This is a genomic window from Pseudomonas sp. Pseusp3 (genome assembly GCF_047304225.1).
In the GTDB taxonomy this organism is placed as follows: domain Bacteria; phylum Pseudomonadota; class Gammaproteobacteria; order Pseudomonadales; family Pseudomonadaceae; genus Aquipseudomonas; species Aquipseudomonas fluorescens_CD.
Map to the genome: position 1 here is coordinate 36,040 of NZ_JBGLYV010000003.1, position 18,712 is coordinate 54,751.

Sequence of the window (18,712 nt, forward strand, 5' to 3'; positions counted from 1 at the left end):
GTTTTTCCGGATTTATTTTGTTTTTTATTTGAAAAAATTTGAGTGAGGGCCAAAGCATGCCGATACAACCTGGGCTCTACCAACATTACAAAGGTCCGCAGTACCGCGTATTCAGTGTTGCGCGGCATTCGGAAACCGAAGAAGAAGTGGTCTTCTACCAAGCCCTGTATGGCGATTACGGCTTTTGGGTACGTCCCTTGAGCATGTTCCTGGAGTCCGTCGAGGTTGACGGTGAACAGGTGCCACGCTTTGCTTTGGTGCAGGCTGAAGAAAGCCTTTTTACCAAGCCATAAGCTGAGTTCGCGCAATACCCTGCGCTTGACCTCACCTTGTTGCCACTATATATAGCGGTGCCGCGTCAGGCGCCAATCGCCTTTCACTTCTCGAATTCAGGAATTTTCTGATCCATGGGCAAATCGCTGGTCATTGTGGAATCCCCGGCTAAGGCCAAGACCATCAACAAGTATTTGGGCAACGAATACGTGGTGAAGTCGAGTATCGGCCATATCCGAGACCTGCCCACCAGCGGTTCGGCTAGCGCCAGCAAAGAGCCAGCCGCCAAGCGCGGCAAGGCTGCTGCGGGTGAAGCGCCGGCACTGTCGCCGAAAGAAAAGGCGCGCAAGCAGCTGGTCGCACGCATGGGTGTCGATCCGGATCATGGCTGGAAAGCCAAGTACGAGATCCTCCCAGGCAAGGAAAAAGTCATCGAAGAGCTGCGCCGGCTCGCCAAGGATGCTGACACCATCTATCTCGCAACCGACTTGGACCGCGAGGGGGAAGCCATTGCCTGGCACCTGCGCGAAGCCATCGGTGGTGACGACAGCCGCTACAAGCGCGTGGTGTTCAACGAAATCACCAAGAAGGCGATTCAGGAAGCCTTCTCCCAGCCGGGCGAGCTGGATATCGACCGTGTCAACGCCCAGCAGGCGCGTCGCTTCCTCGACCGCGTCGTGGGTTACATGGTTTCGCCACTGCTGTGGGCCAAGATCGCTCGTGGTCTGTCCGCCGGTCGCGTGCAGTCGGTTGCCGTGAAGCTGGTGGTTGAGCGTGAGCGTGAAATCCGCGCGTTCATCCCGGAAGAGTACTGGGAAGTTCACGCCGACCTCGGCACCGCCAAAGGCGCGACCGTGCGTTTCGACGTGGCCCGCGAGAAAGGCGAAGCCTTCAAGCCGCTCAATGAAACCCAGGCCATGGCGGCGCTGGAGAAGCTCAAGGCTTCCAGCTACAGCATCGTCAAGCGCGAAGACAAACCGACCAGCAGCAAGCCGTCGGCACCGTTCATCACCTCCACCCTGCAGCAGGCCGCGAGCAACCGCCTGGGCTTCGGTGTGAAGAAAACCATGATGATGGCCCAGCGTTTGTACGAAGCCGGCTACATCACCTACATGCGTACCGACTCCACCAACCTCTCGGCCGATGCCGTGGCGATGGCGCGTACCTATATTGAAGGCGAGTTCGGCAAGAAGTACCTGCCGGAAACCCCGAACGTCTACAGCAGCAAGGAAGGCGCACAGGAGGCTCACGAAGCGATTCGTCCGTCCGACGCCAATACCGAGCCAAGCAAGCTGTCGGGCATGGAGCGTGACGCTGAGCGCCTCTACGAGCTGATCTGGCGCCAGTTCCTCGCTTGCCAGATGCTGCCGGCGCAATACCTGTCGACTACCGTCACTGTGGGTGCCGGTGACTTCGAGCTGCGCGCCAAGGGCCGCATCCTGAAGTTTGACGGTTACACCCGCGTCATGCCGCAAATCGCCAAGCCGGGCGACGACGACGTATTGCCGGACATGGCCCAGGGCGACGCGATGAAGCTGATCAAGCTTGATCCGTCCCAGCATTTCACCAAGCCGCCGGCGCGCTACTCGGAAGCCAGCCTGGTGAAGGAAATGGAAAAGCGCGGTATCGGTCGTCCTTCGACCTACGCGGCGATCATTTCGACCATCCAGGACCGCGGCTACGTGGCGCTGCACAACCGTCGTTTCTACTCGGAAAAGATGGGCGACATCGTCACCGAGCGTCTGGCCGAGAGCTTCTCCAACCTGATGGACTACGGTTTCACTGCGGGCATGGAAGAGCATCTCGATGACGTGGCCCAGGGCGAACGTGACTGGAAAAACGTGCTCGACGAGTTCTACGGCGACTTCAAGAAGAAACTCGAAGTGGCCGAAAGCCCGGAAAGCGGCATGCGTGCCAACCAGCCGGTGATGACCGACATCCCGTGCACCACCTGCGGTCGCCCGATGCAGATCCGTACCGCGTCGACCGGTGTGTTCCTCGGTTGCTCGGGTTACAGCCTGCCACCAAAAGAACGCTGCAAGGCCACCGTGAACCTGGTGCCGGGCGATGAAATCGCTGCGGACGACGAGGGTGAATCGGAGTCGCTGGTGTTGCGTGGCAAGCATCGCTGCCCGATCTGCAGCACGGCGATGGATGCCTACCTGCTCGATGAGAAGCGCAAGTTGCACATCTGCGGTAACAACCCGGATTGCGATGGCTACGAAATCGAAGAGGGCACTTACCGCATCAAGGGCTATGAAGGTCCGAGCCTGGAGTGCGACAAGTGTGGCAGCGAAATGCAGCTCAAGACTGGCCGTTTCGGCAAGTTCTTCGGTTGCACCAATGCCACCTGCAAGAACACCCGCAAACTGCTGAAGAGCGGTGATGCGGCGCCGCCGAAGATGGACCCGGTGAAGATGCCTGAGCTGAAGTGCGAAAAGGTCAACGACACCTACATTCTGCGCGACGGTGCATCCGGCCTGTTCCTGGCGGCCAGCCAGTTCCCGAAAAACCGCGAGACTCGTGCTCCGCTGGTGATGGAAATCATCCCGCACAAGGATGAGATCGATCCGAAGTATCACTTCCTCTGCGAAGCGCCGAAGAAAGATCCGGATGGCCTCCCGGCTGTGATTCGTTACAGTCGCAAGACCAAGGAGCAGTACGTACAGACCGAGGTCGACGGTAAGCCGACTGGCTGGAAAGCGTTCTACGACGGCGGCAAGTGGGCGGTCGAAGACAAGCGTCCGGCAGCCAAGGCGTAAAGCCGCCACCCCTGTAGGAGCGAGCTTGCTCGCGATGGACCTGAGAGCAACGCGGGCATCCTGTAGGCCCGCGTCATCGTTGACGACCATCGTCGGAACGCCGCCCGGAGCAAGCTCGCTCCTACAGTCAGTGCGCAAGGCCGCATGAGAACCTTCGGGTTTTCATGCGGCCTTTTTGTTTTGGGCTTGCGGTCGGATCGGGTGATCCACGACACTGTCATACCTGCATGAAGCAATTATTTCGTTGTGGAGGCTGCCGTCATGGCCCACGAACTTTATACCCGCACCAATCAGAAGATTTACTTCGCCGGCTTGTCGCTGGAAGCACTGGCCCGTACTGAAGAAAGTCGGGCAATGAATTCGCTGGCGCTGATCCAGGCCGGACGCGAATCCGCGCTGTTTCACCTGTACGGCGCGCTGTTGGGCCTGTGTCACGAAATCGCCGGTTTCTATCGCTTGCCTCAGGCCAATGCGTCCCGTGCAGAGTTGTTGCTGACTCGCGAGGTGCTGGAAACCATCGCCATTCCGGAAATGGCCGAGATGGTCGAGCTGGCCAATAACCCGGAGACCTGGCTGGCCAGACTGTTGGCCGCCCATGCTGCGCTGTTTCAGCCACCACGCGCGCCGCACAAGCCGAAAGGGGACGTGACTCAGCCACTGATTCAGGCTGTCAATCTGGATGAAGAGGACGCGCCGGAGGAACTGAGTCGGGAGGAGCTGGAGAGCTGGCGTCAGAACCTGAAAGCGTTGGCGATCCGGTTTCGTGAAGGGTTGAACGAGTGCTGACACTCGCCGTCGGGTGATGACATCTGGTCAAGATCCCAAGCGAAGCCCGAGCGATGCCTATATAATCCCCGCCTTTCGTGGAGAACAGTCCTTTATGCCAACGTCCTTTCTAGAAATTGTCGAGTTACCAGACGGCCGAATCGAGCTGCGCAGGGCCGAGGACGAGGGTTCTCTGGTTACTTTGGATTTCTCCGAGGACGCCAAAGCGTTCCTGCAAGGGCAGCACGTGGAAGTCGCCAAGGCGATGTTGAGCGTCGGTGTGCAGATGGCAGGTCGCCTGGTTGAAGGCGAATTCGACAAGGAAGAGGGGACACGGGTTCTGCATTGATCCCCGTCTGTCGTTTTTCTTGATATCGCTACTCATCGGCTTCTCTGTCCCTGGAGAAGCCTCGCGCGGTGAAGCCCGCGTTTTGCCTGTCAGTTAACCCAGTCGAATATTCAGGCTCTGAGCGTCCCCGGTGCGGGCGGCGCTGATCAGTTGTTGCCGCGATTGGGAGCTCAGCGGGTTGATCCAGCTGACCACCGTATGGCTGCGCCCCAGGCGCAACGCTTCGCAGGTCAGTTGCTGGGCGCTCTGGCTGCCCCGCGGTTGCAACAACAGGATGCGCTCGCGGTTGAGGCCGGCATCTCGCAGCCAGGCTTGGGTCAGGCTGGCGGGCGGCGCGATCAGTGTCAGCCAGCGAGCATCCTGGTCCTGGCTCAATTCCCTGAGGATGGGGGCCAGAAGGCTCAGGCAGTTCCCGGCTGCACCACGCAGTGACAGCTCGCTGAAAACGTCAGGTTCGGCGCTCCAGGGGGACTCGACTACGTCTTTCAGAATCGGCGCCAATGGCTGTGCCATGAACGCTTCGAACAACGGCAGTTGGGCTTGCTGTGGTGATGTCTGTGGGAACTGCATGGTGCCTCCTTTAGCGGCGAATGACGCCGACACTCAAGCCTTCGATCACCAGTTCCTGATCTTGAAGGTTCACTTCAATAGGGGCGAACTCGGGGTTCTCGGCGATCAGCCAGACTTTGCTGCCGTCACGCTTGAAGCGCTTGACGGTCACTTCGTCGCCGATTCGCGCAACCACGATCTGGCCGTTGCGGGCTTCGCGGGTGGTGTGGACCGCCAGCAGGTCGCCGTCGAAAATGCCGACATCCTTCATGCTCATCCCATGGACGCGCAGCAGGTAGTCGGCGCGTGGATGGAAGAAGGCAGGATTGATGTTGCAGGACTCTTCGATGTGTTGCTGCGCTAGAATCGGGGCGCCGGCTGCGACCCGGCCAATGATCGGCAGGGTGGAGTCGTCGGCCTTGGCTTCGAAGCCGGGGATGCGAATGCCACGGGAGGCGCCAGGCGTCATCTCGATGGCACCCTTGCGGGCCAACGCCTTGAGGTGTTCTTCTGCCGCATTGGGTGACTTGAAACCCAGTTCCTGAGCGATTTCCGCGCGGGTGGGTGGATATCCGTTGTCTTCCAGGCAGCGTTTGATGAAAGCCAGAATCTCTGCTTGTCGTGGCGTCAGCTTTAGCATATTGATCGCTCTGTTTTTTTATACAGTGACTGGGATTATATACAGTGGAGCGGTCTTGGCAATGCTCCATTTTTCACTCGCCGCCGGACGGTCAATCAGTCAGTGGATTGAAGCTTTGTCGTTGTGTGGTTAAATGTCTGACCGACCATTCCCAAAACGAACTGCCAGGCTTGACAAGGCACAGGCTGAAACGTATGTTTCAAACAAGTGTTTGTCAGGCGGAGTAGCCATGGCCCAGTCGGAAACCGTTGAACGCATTCTTGATGCCGCCGAGCAGTTGTTCGCGGAAAAAGGTTTCGCTGAAACCTCGTTGCGTCTGATCACCAGCAAGGCGGGTGTCAACCTGGCGGCGGTGAACTATCACTTCGGTTCGAAGAAGGCGTTGATCCAGGCGGTTTTCTCGCGGTTCCTCGGGCCGTTCTGCATCAGTCTCGATAAAGAGCTGGAGCGGCGTCAGGCCAAGCCTGAAATCAGGCCGACACTCGAAGAGTTGCTGGAAATCCTCGTCGAGCAGGCACTGGTGGTGCAGCCGCGCAGTGGCAACGACCTGTCTATCTTCATGCGTTTGCTGGGGCTGGCGTTCAGTCAGAGCCAGGGCCACCTGCGTCGTTATCTGGAAGACATGTACGGCAAGGTGTTCCGCCGCTACATGACGCTGGTCAACGAAGCGGCGCCGCGCATTCCCCCCATCGAACTGTTCTGGCGCGTGCACTTCATGCTCGGTGCGGCAGCGTTCAGCATGTCCGGCATCAAGGCCTTGCGGGCGATTGCTGAAACCGACTTTGGCGTGAACACTTCGATCGAGCAGGTCATGCGCCTGATGGTGCCATTCCTGGCCGCCGGCATGCGCGCCGAATCCGGTGTGACGGATGCGGCCATGGCCACAGCCCAGTTGCGTCCGCGCACTAAATCGACGCCGGTTGCCGCCAAGGTTTAACCGTACACGGGTGGGCGCGGCAGCTGACATCCGCTAAGCTAGCCGCCCATGCCGACTCTGTTTCTGAACCCGTTTCCCATTGATACCGCCGACCTGCCGGGCACTGCCCCCGGCGGCGAATTCGTGTGGGGCGGGTTTTCTGTTATCAAGGAAAAACTATGACTGCTGGCTTGCAAGGCTCGTTGATGGTGGACGTCGCCGGTACCTGGCTGACGGCTGAAGATCGCCAATTGTTGCGCCAGCCCGAAGTGGGTGGCTTGATCATCTTTGCCCGTAACATCGAGCATCCGCGTCAAGTGCGCGAGCTGAGTGCAGCCATTCGCGCCATTCGTCCCGATCTGCTGTTGGCGGTGGATCAAGAGGGTGGCCGCGTGCAGCGCCTGCGCCAGGGTTTCGTGCGTTTGCCCGCCATGCGCGCCATTGCCGACAACCCGAACGCCGAATACCTGGCCGAGCAGTGTGGCTGGATCATGGCGACCGAAGTGTTGGCCGTTGGCCTGGACCTGAGTTTCGCCCCGGTGCTCGACCTCGATTACCAACGCAGCGCGGTGGTGGGTACCCGTTCGTTCGAGGGTGACCCGGAGCGCGCCGCCCGGTTGGCCGGTGCTTTCATCCGCGGGATGAACAGCGCAGGCATGGCGGCCACCGGCAAGCACTTCCCCGGTCACGGCTGGGCCGAAGCGGATTCCCACGTCGCGATCCCCAACGACGAACGCAGTCTCGATGAGATCCGCGCCAACGATCTGGTGCCGTTTGCCAGATTGAGCAAGCAACTGGCCGCGGTCATGCCCGCCCATGTGATCTATCCACAAGTCGACGCCCAGCCGGCCGGTTTTTCCCGTCGCTGGTTGCAGGAAATCCTGCGCGGCGAGTTGCAATTCGACGGGGTGATTTTCAGTGATGACTTATCCATGGCGGGGGCTCACGTGGTCGGCGATGCCGCCAGTCGAATCGAGGCAGCGCTGACTGCCGGTTGCGACATGGGCCTGGTGTGCAACGACCGTGCGGCCGCCGAGCTCGCCCTGAGCGCTGCCCAGCGTCTGAAGGTCAAGCCATCCGAGCGTATTGCGCGGATGCGCGGCCAGTCGTTCGCCAGCACCGAATACCGTCAGGACCCGCGCTGGCTGACCGCTGTCGGCGCGCTCAAAGAAGCTCAATTGATTGATTAAGGACTGTTCGTTATGACGGTTTACGCGATTATCGGTGGCACTGGCCTGACTCAGCTCGAAGGCCTGAGCATTCGTCAGTCACTGACAGTGGACACGCCTTACGGCGCACCTTCGGCCGACGTTCAGATCGGCGAATATGCCGGCAAGGAAGTGCTGTTCCTTGCACGTCACGGTCATCCGCATCGTTTTCCGCCGCATCAGGTCAACTACCGCGCCAACCTCTGGGCGTTGAAGCAGGCCGGGGCGCAGGCGATTCTCGCGGTCAATGCCGTGGGTGGAATTCATTCCGCCATGGGCACAGGGCATTTCTGCGTGCCGCATCAGTTGATCGACTACACCAGCGGTCGTGAACACACTTACTTTGCCGATGATCTGGAGCACGTCACCCATATCGACTTCAGCTACCCCTACAGCGAACCATTGCGCCAGCAACTGATCGCGGCATTGGCGGCGGAAGGCGTGGGCTACAGCAGCCATGGCGTGTATGCGTGCACTCAAGGGCCGCGCCTGGAGACGGTGGCTGAAATCGCCCGGCTGGAGCGCGATGGCTGCGACATCGTCGGTATGACGGGTATGCCCGAAGCAGCCCTGGCCCGCGAACTGGAACTGGATTACGCCTGCCTGGCGCTGGTGGTGAACCCGGCGGCGGGCAAGTCGACGGCCGTAATCACCATGGCCGAGATCGAGCAGGCATTGCATGACGGCATGGGCAAGGTGAAATCGACGTTGGCGCGGGTGCTCAAGGGCTGAGTCAGGCGCTATGCCGAGTCGCTCCCTTCGCGAGCAAGCCCGCTCCCACAGTGGTTTTGTGTTGCCTCCACGGTTGAGGCTAAACACAAATCAAATGTGGGAGCGGGCTTGCTCGCGAAGAGGCCGGTTCAGACGCCGCAAATCTCAGCGTTTTTCGAGGTTTTTCGGCAGCGGCGCAAACAGCGCCTCGATATCATCGTTCTGCAGTTTCCAGTCCCCGGCCTTGCGCCCATCCAGCACGCCGGCCGCGAGGTCGGATTTTTCCTTTTGCAGGTGCTGAATCTTTTCTTCCACCGTGCCACGGGCAATCATTTTGTAAACGAACACCGGCTTCTCCTGGCCGATGCGATACGCCCGGTCGGTCGCCTGGTTTTCCGTTGCCGGGTTCCACCACGGGTCGTAATGAATCACCGTGTCCGCTTCGGTCAGGTTCAGGCCCACGCCACCTGCCTTCAAGCTGATCAGGAAAATCTGACGCTTGCCGCTCTGGAATTCCTTCACGGGTGTGCGGCGGTCACGGGTCTGGCCGGTCAGCAGGGCATAGGCCACGCCGCGTTTGTTCAGTTCGTCTTCGATCAGCGACAGCATTGAAGTGAACTGGGAGAACAGCAGGATCCGCCGACCTTCCTCGAACAATTCCTCGAGCATTTCCATCAGGCTGTCGAGCTTGCCTGACGTGCTGCCACGGCTCGGCAGGGTCGCCTCGTTGACCAGGCGCAAATCGCAGCACACCTGACGCAGCTTGAGCAGTGCTTCCAGAATGATGATCTGGCTGCGGGCCACGCCTTTGCGGGTGATCTCGTCGCGGACTTTCTTGTCCATGGCCAGGCGCATGGTTTCGTAGACGTCGCGTTGGGCCTCGTTGAGCTCGACCCAGTGGATGATCTCGGTTTTCGGTGGCAACTCGGTGGCCACCTGTTCCTTGGTGCGGCGCAGCAGGAACGGCTTGATCCGGCCGTTGAGGTGCTGAAGCCTGACCTCGCTGGTGCGTTTTTCAATCGGCACGCGGTAATCGCGGTTGAAGCTTTTGACGTCGCCCAGCCAGCCGGGCAAGAGAAAGTGAAACAGCGACCACAGTTCACCGAGATGGTTTTCCAGCGGTGTGCCGCTCAGGCACAGGCGCTGCCGGGCGTTGAGCTCGCGGGCAGCCTGGGCCGCCTTGCTGCCGGGGTTCTTGATGTATTGCGCTTCATCCAGCACCAGTATGTGCAAGGGCTGCGCCGCGAGGCGTTCGACATCCTTGGGCAGCAGTGCATAGGTGGTCAGGATCAGATCGTAATCGGCCAACTTGTCGAAGTGCTTTTTGCGGCTGGCACCGTATAGCGCCAGTACTTTGAGCTGGGGCGTAAAGTGCGCCGCTTCGTCGAGCCAGTTGGGGATCAGGCTGGTCGGCATCACGACCATGCACGGCCGATCGAGGCGGCCGGCGTTTTTCTCGCTCAGGACGTGCGCCAGTGTCTGCAGGGTTTTGCCCAGGCCCATGTCGTCCGCGAGAATTCCGCCCACTTCCAGCTGCCGCAGTGATTGCATCCAGCTCAAGCCTTCGAGCTGATACGGACGCAGCGTCGCATTCAGGCCGTCCGGGGCAATGGCCGTGTGGTCCTTGATGTCGCGCAGGCGCTGGGCAAAGGTGCGGATCTGCTCTCCACCCTCCCAGAGCAGTGGCATGTCTTCCAGCGGGTTCAGGCGCGTGGCATCGGCCTTGCTCAGGCGCAGCGTGGTTTCGCCGGGCTCCTGCAGGTAGAACTCGCCAAGGGTTGCCAGCACCGGCTTCAAGCGGCCGAAGGGCAGGGCGACTTGCAGTGGCCCGTGTTCGGAGTTCGGGCGATTGGGAATATTGACCAGGATCAGCTCGTCGTCGCGTCGTCGGGCAAGGCGTTCCGGATTGAGGATTTCGCTGTGGGAGCGCATCAGGTTGAGCAGGATCGGCAACAGGCTCAGGCGTTCGCCGTTGACGATGATCCCCAGCTCCAGATCGAACCAGTCTCGCTCCGGTACCTGTTCGACCGTGGCGTACCAGTCGTCTACCGCCGTCAGGTCGAAACCGAAGTCCTCGTCGATCTGCAATTCCCAGCCCTGGGTGCGCAACTTCGGCAGTTCATTGAGGGTAAAAGTCAGCCAGGCGCTGTCATTGACCATCTCGAACAGCTCGCCGGCACTTTCCGGCAAGGCCTTGCTTTGCCGGGTGGCCACTTTGAAGCCGAGGATTCGCAGTTGTTCCCGGTAGGACTGTTCCACTTCCGGGTGGCGTTTTATCCGCAGCGTCTGGGTCTCCTGACGAATCAGGATGTCGGCGTTTTTCTGACCGGAAACGTACTCGTCCAGATAGCTGAAAGACAGCGCCGCGCGATGCTGAATGTAACGCTGCATTCGACCGTTGCGCGGTTCGAACGCACTGAACTCGATGCTGGCGAGCCACAGGCGCGGGACGGGTTGCACATTGTCCACCAGCACTTGTGGCGGGGCTTTCGGGCTGCGGTTTTCCAGGACTGCCTGGAGTTTTTCCAGGAGTTCGGCGTCTTTGGCGGCGGCTGGGTAGTCGAGGGTTTCCTGTACTTGCAGGAGCACCGCTGCGCAATGTTTGCAGTTGTTGTGGACCGGGCAGGAGCAAGTGGCGTCGACCATCAGCAGGGTGCCCTTGGCTGACTCGCGCAGGCGAATGGTCTGACGGTAAACGTTACCGCCAGAGCCTTCGCACGCGGCGATGATCGTGGCATCGCCGGCTTCAACGATCCTGACGCGATTCTCCAGCGCGTAGCGGCGGCCACGCTCCAGGCTCTGTTCCTTGAATCGGCTGACCCAGGACGGTGCCAGGGGTTTGCTCAGGGTCGCGGACATAGGGACTTCAATCAGTCCGGAATTTCTTCGGGAGCTGGGCGGGGGGCTGGGGCGGTCAGCGAGGTGATCTTGATCAGCAGGCCGAGGTGGCCGTTGTCGAGGAAGTTCAGCTGGCCGTTCTTGGTGTGGCTTTCCTGTTTCAAGCGCTCGCTGGCGGTCACCATGCCATTGGCATCGATCTGATTGACCCAGAAATCGGCGTCGACATCGGTAAAGCGTCCCAGCTTCATGTTCAGCGTGCCCTCGATCGGGAACTGACCATATTGTTCCTTGCCGTCGCTGATCGCCACTTTGCTGCCAGCTTCGCCGAGGGTCTGTTGCCAGGCTTTGTGCAGCAACACCGTGTAGTCGGCGCTGCTGGTGAGTTTTTCCACCTCGCCATTCAGGCTTGGCGTACGCAGGCTGTCGGGGCTGACCGGTTGTGCGCCAGCCGCCCAGTCTTCCGGCGCGGCACGGCTGACAATCGCCGGTACGGCGTTTTGACGGACCAGAATCATTTCGACCTGATACAGGTCATCGGCAAATGCCGTAGGTGCGACCAATGCTGGCATCAACAGGGTCAGCAAGGTCAGTGAGCGAAACAGGCGCATGCGGCGTCCTTCAAGCAGTTTTCGGAACGAGGTGCTCGAAGAGCGCCTCTACAGTATTAAAGCGCTCTTCCGGGCGCTCCATCGGAACCATGAACTTGAACATCGTGGCGCCTTCGAATTTGTAGCGTTTTGGCTGGCTCTGGATCAGCTTGATCAGGGTCAGCGGGTCGACCGGCGTCTGTGCGGCGAACTCGACGCGACCGCCCTGGGGGCCGCCATCGACTTTCTTGATGCCCAGTTGCTCGGCCTGCAATTTCAATGCAGTGATGCGGATCAGGTTCTTGGTCGGTTCCGGCAACAGGCCGAAACGATCGATCATCTCCACCTGCAAATCCTTGAGACCGTCTTCATCGGTGGCCGAGGCAATGCGCTTGTAGAGAATCAGGCGGGCGTGGACATCCGGCAGGTAGTCTTCCGGAATCAGTGCCGGTACCCGCAAGTTGACTTCCGGGCCACCGCCCAGCGGTTGATCGAGGTTCGGTTGCTCGCCCTTGCGGATCGACTTCACTGCGCGCTCGAGCATTTCCATGTACAGCGTGAAACCGACAGCCTGGATCTGCCCGCTCTGGCCGTCACCGAGCAGTTCGCCGGCGCCACGGATTTCCAGGTCGTTGGTGGCGAGCACGAAGCCCGCGCCGAGGTCCTGGGTGTTGGCAATCGCTTCCAGGCGCTTTTCCGCGTCCGGGGTGATTTGCTGGCGCGGTGGCGTCAGCAGGTAGGCGTACGCCTGGTGGTGGCTACGTCCGACCCGACCGCGCAACTGGTGCAACTGCGCCAGGCCGAACTTGTCGGCGCGCTCGATGATGATGGTGTTGGCGCTCGGTACGTCGATGCCGGTCTCGATGATGGTCGAGGCGATCAGCACGTTGAAGCGCTTGTGGTAGAAGTCGCTCATCACCTGTTCGAGTTCGCGCTCGCGCATCTGCCCGTGACCGATGCCGATTCGGGCTTCCGGTACCAGTTCGGCGAGGTCGGCGGCGCACTTCTCGATGGTCTTCACGTCGTTGTGCAGGTAGTAGACCTGGCCGCCACGCAGCAATTCACGCAGCAAGGCCTCTTTGACCGTGCTCTTGTTCTGCTCCATGACGAAGGTGCGTACCGACAGGCGACGGGCCGGCGGAGTGGCGATGATCGACAGGTCGCGCATGCCCGACACCGCCATGTTCAGCGTGCGCGGAATCGGCGTGGCGGTGAGGGTCAGGATGTCGACTTCGCTGCGCAGCGCCTTGAGCTGTTCTTTCTGGCGCACGCCGAAACGGTGTTCCTCATCGATGATCACAAGGCCCAGGTTTTTGATTTTGACGTCGTCCTGCAGCAGCTTGTGCGTGCCGATGACGATGTCGATCTTGCCTTCGGCCAGGTCCGCGACCGCCGCGTTCACTTCCTTGGCCGACTTGAAGCGGCTCATCACTTCCACGGTCACCGGCCAGTCGGCGAAACGGTCGCGGAAGCTGTTGTAGTGCTGCTGGGCGAGCAGGGTGGTCGGCACCAGGATCGCCACTTGCCTGCCGCCATGCACGGCGATGAACGCGGCGCGCATCGCCACTTCGGTCTTGCCGAAGCCGACGTCGCCGCACACCAGGCGATCCATGGGCTTGGGCGCGAGCATATCGTCGCGCACCGCTTCGATAGTGGTTTGCTGGTCCGGGGTTTCTTCAAACGGGAAACCCGCGCTGAAGGTGGCGTAGTCAGCTTTCGGATCGGCGAAGGCGTAGCCTTCACGGGCCGCACGGCGTGCATAGATGTCGAGCAACTCGGCGGCCACGTCGCGAACCTGTTCGGCGGCCTTGCGCTTGGCTTTCTGCCAGGTCTCGGAGCCGAGGCGGTGCAGCGGGGCCAGGGCGTCGTCGCTGCCGGTGTAGCGGGCGATCAGGTGCAGGTTGGCCACCGGCACATACAGCTTGGCGCCTTCAGCGTATTCCAGGGCGAGGAACTCGGCGGTCTGGTTGTCGATTTCCAGGGTCGCCAGGCCCAGGTAGCGGCCGACACCGTGGTCGATATGCACCACCGGCGCACCTTCGCGCAGCTCGGTGAGGTTCTTGATGACGGCATCGTTGTTGGCATCGGCGCGCTTTTCGCGACGCCGACGCTGCATCACGCGCTGACCGAACAATGGGCTTTCGGCAACCAGGGCCAGGGCCGGGTCGTCGAGCTGCAGGCCTTCATCGAGTGGTGCGATGGTGATGGCCAGACGCTCCTTGCCGGCGACAAAGTCCGGCCAGCTGTCGACGGTTTTCGGTCGCAGCTTCAGGCGTTCCAGCAGTTCCAGCAGCACTTCGCGGCGGCCTGCGGATTCGGCGGTAAACAGCACGCGTCCGGGGAATTCGTCGAGGAAACCAGCCAGTGCCGCCAATGGCTGGGTGGCCTTGGCTTCGATGGCCAGGTTCGGCAGTTCTCGAGCCGGGAAGCGCTCGCGGCCGCCACCGCTTTCAATGTCCTGTTGGCTGGCCACTACGCGCGGCCAGTTCTTCAGGCGCGCGAAGCAGTCTTCCACTGGAAGGAACAGCTCGGCTGGCGGTAATAAAGGGCGGGAAGGATCGACACGGCGTTCTTCATAGCGATTGCGCACATCGTTCCAGAAATTCTCGGCGGCCTGTTCGATGCCCGGCAGGGAAAACACTTGCGTGTCCTGTGGCAGGTAATCGAACAGCGACGAGGTTTCTTCGAAGAACAATGGCAGGTAGTACTCGATACCGGCCGGGGTGATCCCGCTGTTCAAGTCCTGGAAGATCGGGCAGCGACGGAAATCGACATCGAAGCGCTCGCGAAAACGCGCCTTGAAGCGGGTCACGGCTTCTTTCTCCAGCGGGAACTCCTTGGCCGGCAGCAGCTTGACCGAGTCGACCTTGTCGATGGAGCGTTGATTCTCCGGGTCGAAGGTGCGCAGGGTTTCGATTTCGTCGTCGAACAGGTCGATGCGGTATGGCAGTTTGCTGCCCATCGGGAACAGGTCGATCAACGAGCCGCGGACCGTGAACTCGCCATGCTCGTACACGGTATCGACATAGCGATAACCGGTGGCTTCAAGCCGGGTGCGCATTTGCTCGACGTCGAGCTTCTGGCCGACATCCAGCACCAAACTGCTGCCGAGCAGGAATTTGGTGGGCGCCAGGCGGTGCAGGGCCGTGGTGATCGGCACCACCAGCACGCCATGACTCAACTCCGGCAGTCGATAGAGCGCCGAGATACGCTGGGAAATGATGTCCTGGTGCGGTGAGAACAGGTCGTAGGGCAGGGTTTCCCAATCGGGAAAGTGCAGTACGGGCAAATCCGGGGCGAAGAAACCCAGCTCCTGTTCCAGCCGTTCGGCACTTTGGCTGTCGGCGGTCAGCAGCAGGGTAAAGCGCTTGGCAGCGCTGGCGGCCTCGGCAATGGCCAGGCTCAGGGCGGCACCGGGCAGGTTGCCCCAGTGCTGTTTACCTGCCGCGGCAGGGAGAAGCGGTAGACGCAGAACGGGCACGGAAGGTTGAGCTCCAAGCGTTGCGACAAAGTCGGTAATTGTAGCGGTCTACGATGCCGCCTGTCAGTTGCTGACTGTGTCTAAAGCACGGGTTTGGCGAAATGTAGTGGTAAAGACAAAATTCTGCGCTTTTTTACCTAGAATTAATGAATATGTAGTGGCAAAAACAACGAGTGTTACGGAGGGTTACGGACAACGAGACTTTGGCTCCAAAAAATTGACTGTGCTGAAAGCCCCGGTTTTACTGGGCTGGAGCGAGGCGTAATTTTTTTGAACGACGATTTGTTACGTAAAGCACGACGGGCGCGCATTGCTACCGCTGTCACTCGGCGGCATAATGTAGCCCCTTTTTTCTGCCCCTACATGTGGAAGGTTCCCGTGACTCAGAAGCCCGACCAGTGTCTTGGTGAATGGATCGACCGTGAAGCACTCGCAGAAGCGATGATTCCGCTTATCGGTCAGCTCTACCGCAATAACAACGTGGTGAGCTCGATCTATGGCCGCAGCCTGATCAACCGCTCGGTGATTTCGATCCTCAAAGCGCACCGCTTTGCCCGTCATCGCCAGACCGACGAAACCGAACTCTCCGTCCACGAAACATTCCCGCTGCTCAAGGCGATGAGCGAGCTCAAGCTCGGCGCCGCTTCGGTAGACCTGGGCAAGCTGGCGGCCAAATACAAGGCCGAAGGCAATGGCCGTAGTGCCGAGCAGTTCGTCCGTGAAGAGATGGCCGACGTGGTTGGTCAGCAGAACGCTTCCGCCCGCAAAGGCACCGACGTTGTCCTTTACGGCTTCGGTCGTATCGGCCGTCTGCTGGCACGCATCCTGATCGAGAAAACCGGTGGTGGCGACGGCCTGCGACTGCGCGCCATCGTTGTCCGCAAGGGCGCCGAGAACGACCTGGTCAAGCGCGCCAGCCTGCTGCGTCGTGACTCGGTCCATGGTCCGTTCGATGGCACCATCACCATCGATGAAGCCAACAACACCATCACCGCCAACGGCAACCTGATCCAGGTTATCTACGCCAAGAGCCCGAGCGAAGTCGACTACACCCAGTACGGCATCGAAAACGCGCTGATCGTCGACAACACCGGTGTATGGCGTGACGCCGACGGCCTGGGCCAGCACCTGTCCTGCCCGGGCGCTGCTCGCGTGATCCTCACCGCACCTGGCAAGGGCGCGCTGAAGAACATCGTTCACGGCATCAACCATGGCGACATTACCCCTGACGACAAGATCATCTCGGCGGCTTCCTGCACCACCAACGCCATCGTGCCGGTGCTCAAGGCAGTCAACGACAAGTACGGCATCGTCAACGGCCACGTCGAAACCGTTCACTCGTTCACCAACGACCAGAACCTGATCGACAACTTCCACAAGGGCAGCCGTCGTGGCCGCGCCGCGCCGCTGAACATGGTAATCACCGAGACCGGTGCCGCCACCGCAGCCGCCAAGGCGCTGCCAGTGCTCAAGGGCAAGCTGACCGGCAACGCGATTCGCGTTCCTACGCCGAACGTGTCGATGGCTATCCTGAACCTGAACCTGGAAAAGGCCACCACTCGCGAAGAGATCAACGAGTACCTGCGCCAGATGGCCATGCACTCGGACCTGCACAAGCAGATCGACTACGTGAGCTCCCAGGAAGTGGTTTCCACCGACTTCGTTGGCTCGCGCCACGCAGGCGTAGTGGACGCTGAAGCGACCATCACCCAGGATAACCGCGTTGTTCTGTACGTTTGGTACGACAACGAGTTCGGTTACAGCTGCCAGGTGGTTCGCGTGATGGAAGACATGGCCGGTGTAAACCCGCCAGCATTCCCGCGCTAAGCCTTAGCTGCACATGAAAACGCCCCGACCTTGGTCGGGGCGTTTTTGTTTGTGCGCCCCGCATGGGCGCAACGTCCTGTGGGTATGCGTGGTTCGACAGGCCGTTTTTTCATGCCGATTGTTATCGACCCCTCTGACTTTTCTTTCCGAAGAAATCCGCTTTAGAAACACTCTTGTAGGAAATGGATTGTTTCTTTTGGCGAAATTTCCTGATCGTCCTGCAGGCCCTGCCGTTGGGGTCGCGACGCTGTTAGCGTCCACCGCATTATTGCGGACGGCCGAATGATAAGGAGAAGTAACAGTGAGCAAGGGTTATTACATTGGCCTGGACGACAAGACCACCTGTGGCGGCAAGGTCCTGGATGGTGACACCCGGATCATGATGTACGGCATTGCCCATGCCCGCGATGGTGATCGAGTCACCTGTGGCAAGGACGGCAAGACTTACAAAATTGTCGGCGGCATTTCGCACATGATCAGTCATGGCAAAGCCATGGCGGGCACGCTGGACAGCCATAGTGGTTGCCCCTGTAAAGCGCAACTGATTCCCTCGGTGTTCACCGCCAGCTATCGGAATAAGGCCAGTCCTGCACGGCAAGCCACCAGCGCCGCCGGGTCGCCAACGACTCAAGCGGATAGCGGGTTTACGACGAAATCCGGGGTGGCCGATCCAAAGCTTGCAGAAAAAGTCACTGCCCCACTCGGCAACCTTGATGGAGGCGGAGCCTGTAACCATCCTGATCAAATGGAAGAGCTTGCCGCCTACATTGCCGGCGAGATGAATCGAAACATCACCCATGCTTCGGTGCTGAAAATGAAGGAGTTGAATAGCTATAACCCTGAGGCTGAAACAAGTAAATACATGGAAATTCCATTTTATCTCCGACTCGGCCGTCAACCCAATTTCCACAGCATCGCCCTTGCCAAAAAAGCCGAGGCTTTTGCGCTGTGGGCAGAGCGGGTTGGGCAGAATCGGTCTTGGGATCACAAGCCGAAGATAAAGGCCAACTTTGGAGGTGATGTTCGCCACAAACAGGGAAGGTACGATTATTTTTATGACATTTGGTCGAATATTCATTATGGCTACGTAGGAATGGCTGCAGGTTTTTCCGAGCGGGTGTTGCTGGATGGCGCAGGTGCTGAGCAGATCATTTCCGACGCGGTCCGTAAGCTTCAGGATTGGGAAAATAGGCCCGGCCCTAATCGTTCAGAGGACATAAAGGGATTAAGGGCATGGGATGACATACCGGATAGGAAGTCTATAGCTATTGGTGTAAGCCTTTTCAGAATTTATTCAACCGAAGGGGTCAGTGCCAAGATAATTATGGATGAAGTGCTTGCCGGGGATCCTGCTGATTGGGGGAAAGGTATAAGTGTCCACAAATGCGAATAAAAGGTGCTGCATTTGTTTATGCGTAGACTGCTAGTAATATTGTTTCTGATGTATTTTATCTGGTATGTCTCCGTGCCGAGGGTAAAAATCTATTTCTCAAAGGAGGGAGGCGGGAAGTTGGAGTTTGTTCTAAATACCCAGCACGATATATTTCGAGGGGAAATTTTCCCCGGCCAATCTACAGGAGGCCCCGGCCATCTTGTTGCAAATGATGATTTTTTTATGCGGTTTGACTGGACTGCCTCAGGAAAAAGTCATTGTATAGCTATAAATCCTAAGTGGCCTACGACTAGTATATATATTGGGGCAGATGGATCTCTCGATAGCAGTCACGCTAGCGGAACCGATTCAGATCGATTAAAGGAATGCCCTCAGAAATGAGTGCGATATTAAAAAATATAACGCCCGAC

The 18,712-nt window shown here is 59.4% G+C and carries 14 protein-coding genes; 9 read left to right on the forward strand and 5 right to left on the reverse strand.

Going from position 1 to position 18,712, the window contains the following annotated elements:
* The first annotated feature begins 56 nt into the window (after positions 1-56).
* The 4 genes from ACCD00_RS01790 to ACCD00_RS01805 all read left to right on the forward strand — a co-directional run bounded on the left by ACCD00_RS01790 (position 57) and on the right by ACCD00_RS01805 (position 4,149).
* On the forward strand, positions 57-293 hold the full coding sequence (locus tag ACCD00_RS01790) for a DUF1653 domain-containing protein (RefSeq protein ID WP_007986363.1): 237 nt from the start codon (positions 57-59) through the stop codon (positions 291-293).
* Positions 294-407: 114 nt separating this feature from the next.
* Complete coding sequence (gene topA, locus ACCD00_RS01795; RefSeq protein WP_057400203.1) at positions 408-3,035, forward strand: type I DNA topoisomerase; 2,628 nt, start codon at positions 408-410, stop codon at positions 3,033-3,035.
* 261 nt (positions 3,036-3,296) lie between these two features.
* Complete coding sequence (locus ACCD00_RS01800; RefSeq protein ID WP_085716758.1) at positions 3,297-3,821, forward strand: DUF6586 family protein; 525 nt, start codon at positions 3,297-3,299, stop codon at positions 3,819-3,821.
* A gap of 94 nt (positions 3,822-3,915) precedes the next feature.
* Entirely contained in the window at positions 3,916-4,149 is a 234-nt protein-coding gene (locus ACCD00_RS01805; RefSeq protein WP_008023011.1) for a hypothetical protein, read from the forward strand.
* 93 nt (positions 4,150-4,242) lie between these two features.
* Here the strand turns inward: ACCD00_RS01805 and sulA are convergent, their stop codons facing one another.
* Positions 4,243-4,719: an SOS-induced cell division inhibitor SulA gene (gene sulA, locus ACCD00_RS01810; RefSeq protein ID WP_413421412.1), complete on the reverse strand. Its 477-nt coding sequence runs from the start codon at positions 4,717-4,719 to the stop codon at positions 4,243-4,245.
* 10 nt (positions 4,720-4,729) lie between these two features.
* A complete protein-coding gene (lexA, locus tag ACCD00_RS01815; RefSeq protein WP_007974043.1) occupies positions 4,730-5,338 on the reverse strand; it encodes a transcriptional repressor LexA in 609 nt (202 codons plus the stop codon).
* A gap of 229 nt (positions 5,339-5,567) precedes the next feature.
* On the opposite strand from lexA, the gene ACCD00_RS01820 reads away from it, so the two are divergent.
* The 3 genes from ACCD00_RS01820 to ACCD00_RS01830 all read left to right on the forward strand — a co-directional run bounded on the left by ACCD00_RS01820 (position 5,568) and on the right by ACCD00_RS01830 (position 8,194).
* The gene (locus ACCD00_RS01820) at positions 5,568-6,275 is read left to right on the forward strand and encodes a TetR/AcrR family transcriptional regulator (RefSeq protein WP_413421414.1); all 708 of its coding nucleotides are present in this window, start codon (positions 5,568-5,570) and stop codon (positions 6,273-6,275) included.
* A 170-nt stretch (positions 6,276-6,445) separates the two neighbouring features.
* Positions 6,446-7,444 carry a beta-N-acetylhexosaminidase gene (gene nagZ, locus ACCD00_RS01825; protein WP_181456754.1) on the forward strand — a complete coding sequence of 333 codons (999 nt, stop codon included), beginning with the start codon at positions 6,446-6,448 and terminating at the stop codon, positions 7,442-7,444.
* A 12-nt stretch (positions 7,445-7,456) separates the two neighbouring features.
* Entirely contained in the window at positions 7,457-8,194 is a 738-nt protein-coding gene (locus tag ACCD00_RS01830) for an S-methyl-5'-thioinosine phosphorylase (RefSeq protein WP_057400208.1), read from the forward strand.
* 144 nt (positions 8,195-8,338) lie between these two features.
* Here the strand turns inward: ACCD00_RS01830 and ACCD00_RS01835 are convergent, their stop codons facing one another.
* From ACCD00_RS01835 to mfd, 3 genes are read right to left on the reverse strand one after another with little or no spacing between them, the layout of a single operon-like run.
* Positions 8,339-11,032: an SNF2-related protein gene (locus ACCD00_RS01835; protein ID WP_413421417.1), complete on the reverse strand. Its 2,694-nt coding sequence runs from the start codon at positions 11,030-11,032 to the stop codon at positions 8,339-8,341.
* A gap of 11 nt (positions 11,033-11,043) precedes the next feature.
* Positions 11,044-11,622 (reverse strand): CsiV family protein, encoded by a 579-nt coding sequence (locus tag ACCD00_RS01840; RefSeq protein ID WP_413421419.1) that lies wholly within the window; start codon positions 11,620-11,622, stop codon positions 11,044-11,046.
* Between the two features lie 10 nt (positions 11,623-11,632).
* The gene (mfd, locus tag ACCD00_RS01845; RefSeq protein WP_413421421.1) at positions 11,633-15,082 is read right to left on the reverse strand and encodes a transcription-repair coupling factor; all 3,450 of its coding nucleotides are present in this window, start codon (positions 15,080-15,082) and stop codon (positions 11,633-11,635) included.
* 363 nt (positions 15,083-15,445) lie between these two features.
* Between mfd and ACCD00_RS01850 the strand changes: the two genes are divergently transcribed.
* Positions 15,446-16,909, forward strand: coding sequence for a glyceraldehyde-3-phosphate dehydrogenase (locus tag ACCD00_RS01850; protein WP_413421423.1), 1,464 nt, complete (start codon positions 15,446-15,448; stop codon positions 16,907-16,909).
* 301 nt (positions 16,910-17,210) lie between these two features.
* Positions 17,211-18,302: a polymorphic toxin type 44 domain-containing protein gene (locus tag ACCD00_RS01855; protein ID WP_413421425.1), complete on the forward strand. Its 1,092-nt coding sequence runs from the start codon at positions 17,211-17,213 to the stop codon at positions 18,300-18,302.
* Positions 18,303-18,712 lie beyond the last annotated feature (410 nt).

Bases quoted from the DNA above. Each gene is read 5' to 3' on its own strand.
- ACCD00_RS01840 (WP_413421419.1), bottom strand. From the start codon at position 11,622: ATGCGCCTGTTTCGCTCACTGACCTTGCTGACCCTGTTGATGCCAGCA.
- ACCD00_RS01850 (WP_413421423.1), top strand. From the start codon at position 15,446: ATGTGGAAGGTTCCCGTGACTCAGAAGCCCGACCAGTGTCTTGGTGAA.
- lexA (WP_007974043.1), bottom strand. From the start codon at position 5,338: ATGCTAAAGCTGACGCCACGACAAGCAGAGATTCTGGCTTTCATCAAA.
- ACCD00_RS01805 (WP_008023011.1), top strand. From the start codon at position 3,916: ATGCCAACGTCCTTTCTAGAAATTGTCGAGTTACCAGACGGCCGAATC.
- ACCD00_RS01835 (WP_413421417.1), bottom strand. From the start codon at position 11,032: ATGTCCGCGACCCTGAGCAAACCCCTGGCACCGTCCTGGGTCAGCCGA.
- ACCD00_RS01830 (WP_057400208.1), top strand. From the start codon at position 7,457: ATGACGGTTTACGCGATTATCGGTGGCACTGGCCTGACTCAGCTCGAA.
- ACCD00_RS01790 (WP_007986363.1), top strand. From the start codon at position 57: ATGCCGATACAACCTGGGCTCTACCAACATTACAAAGGTCCGCAGTAC.
- topA (WP_057400203.1), top strand. From the start codon at position 408: ATGGGCAAATCGCTGGTCATTGTGGAATCCCCGGCTAAGGCCAAGACC.
- ACCD00_RS01800 (WP_085716758.1), top strand. From the start codon at position 3,297: ATGGCCCACGAACTTTATACCCGCACCAATCAGAAGATTTACTTCGCC.
- ACCD00_RS01820 (WP_413421414.1), top strand. From the start codon at position 5,568: ATGGCCCAGTCGGAAACCGTTGAACGCATTCTTGATGCCGCCGAGCAG.
- sulA (WP_413421412.1), bottom strand. From the start codon at position 4,719: ATGCAGTTCCCACAGACATCACCACAGCAAGCCCAACTGCCGTTGTTC.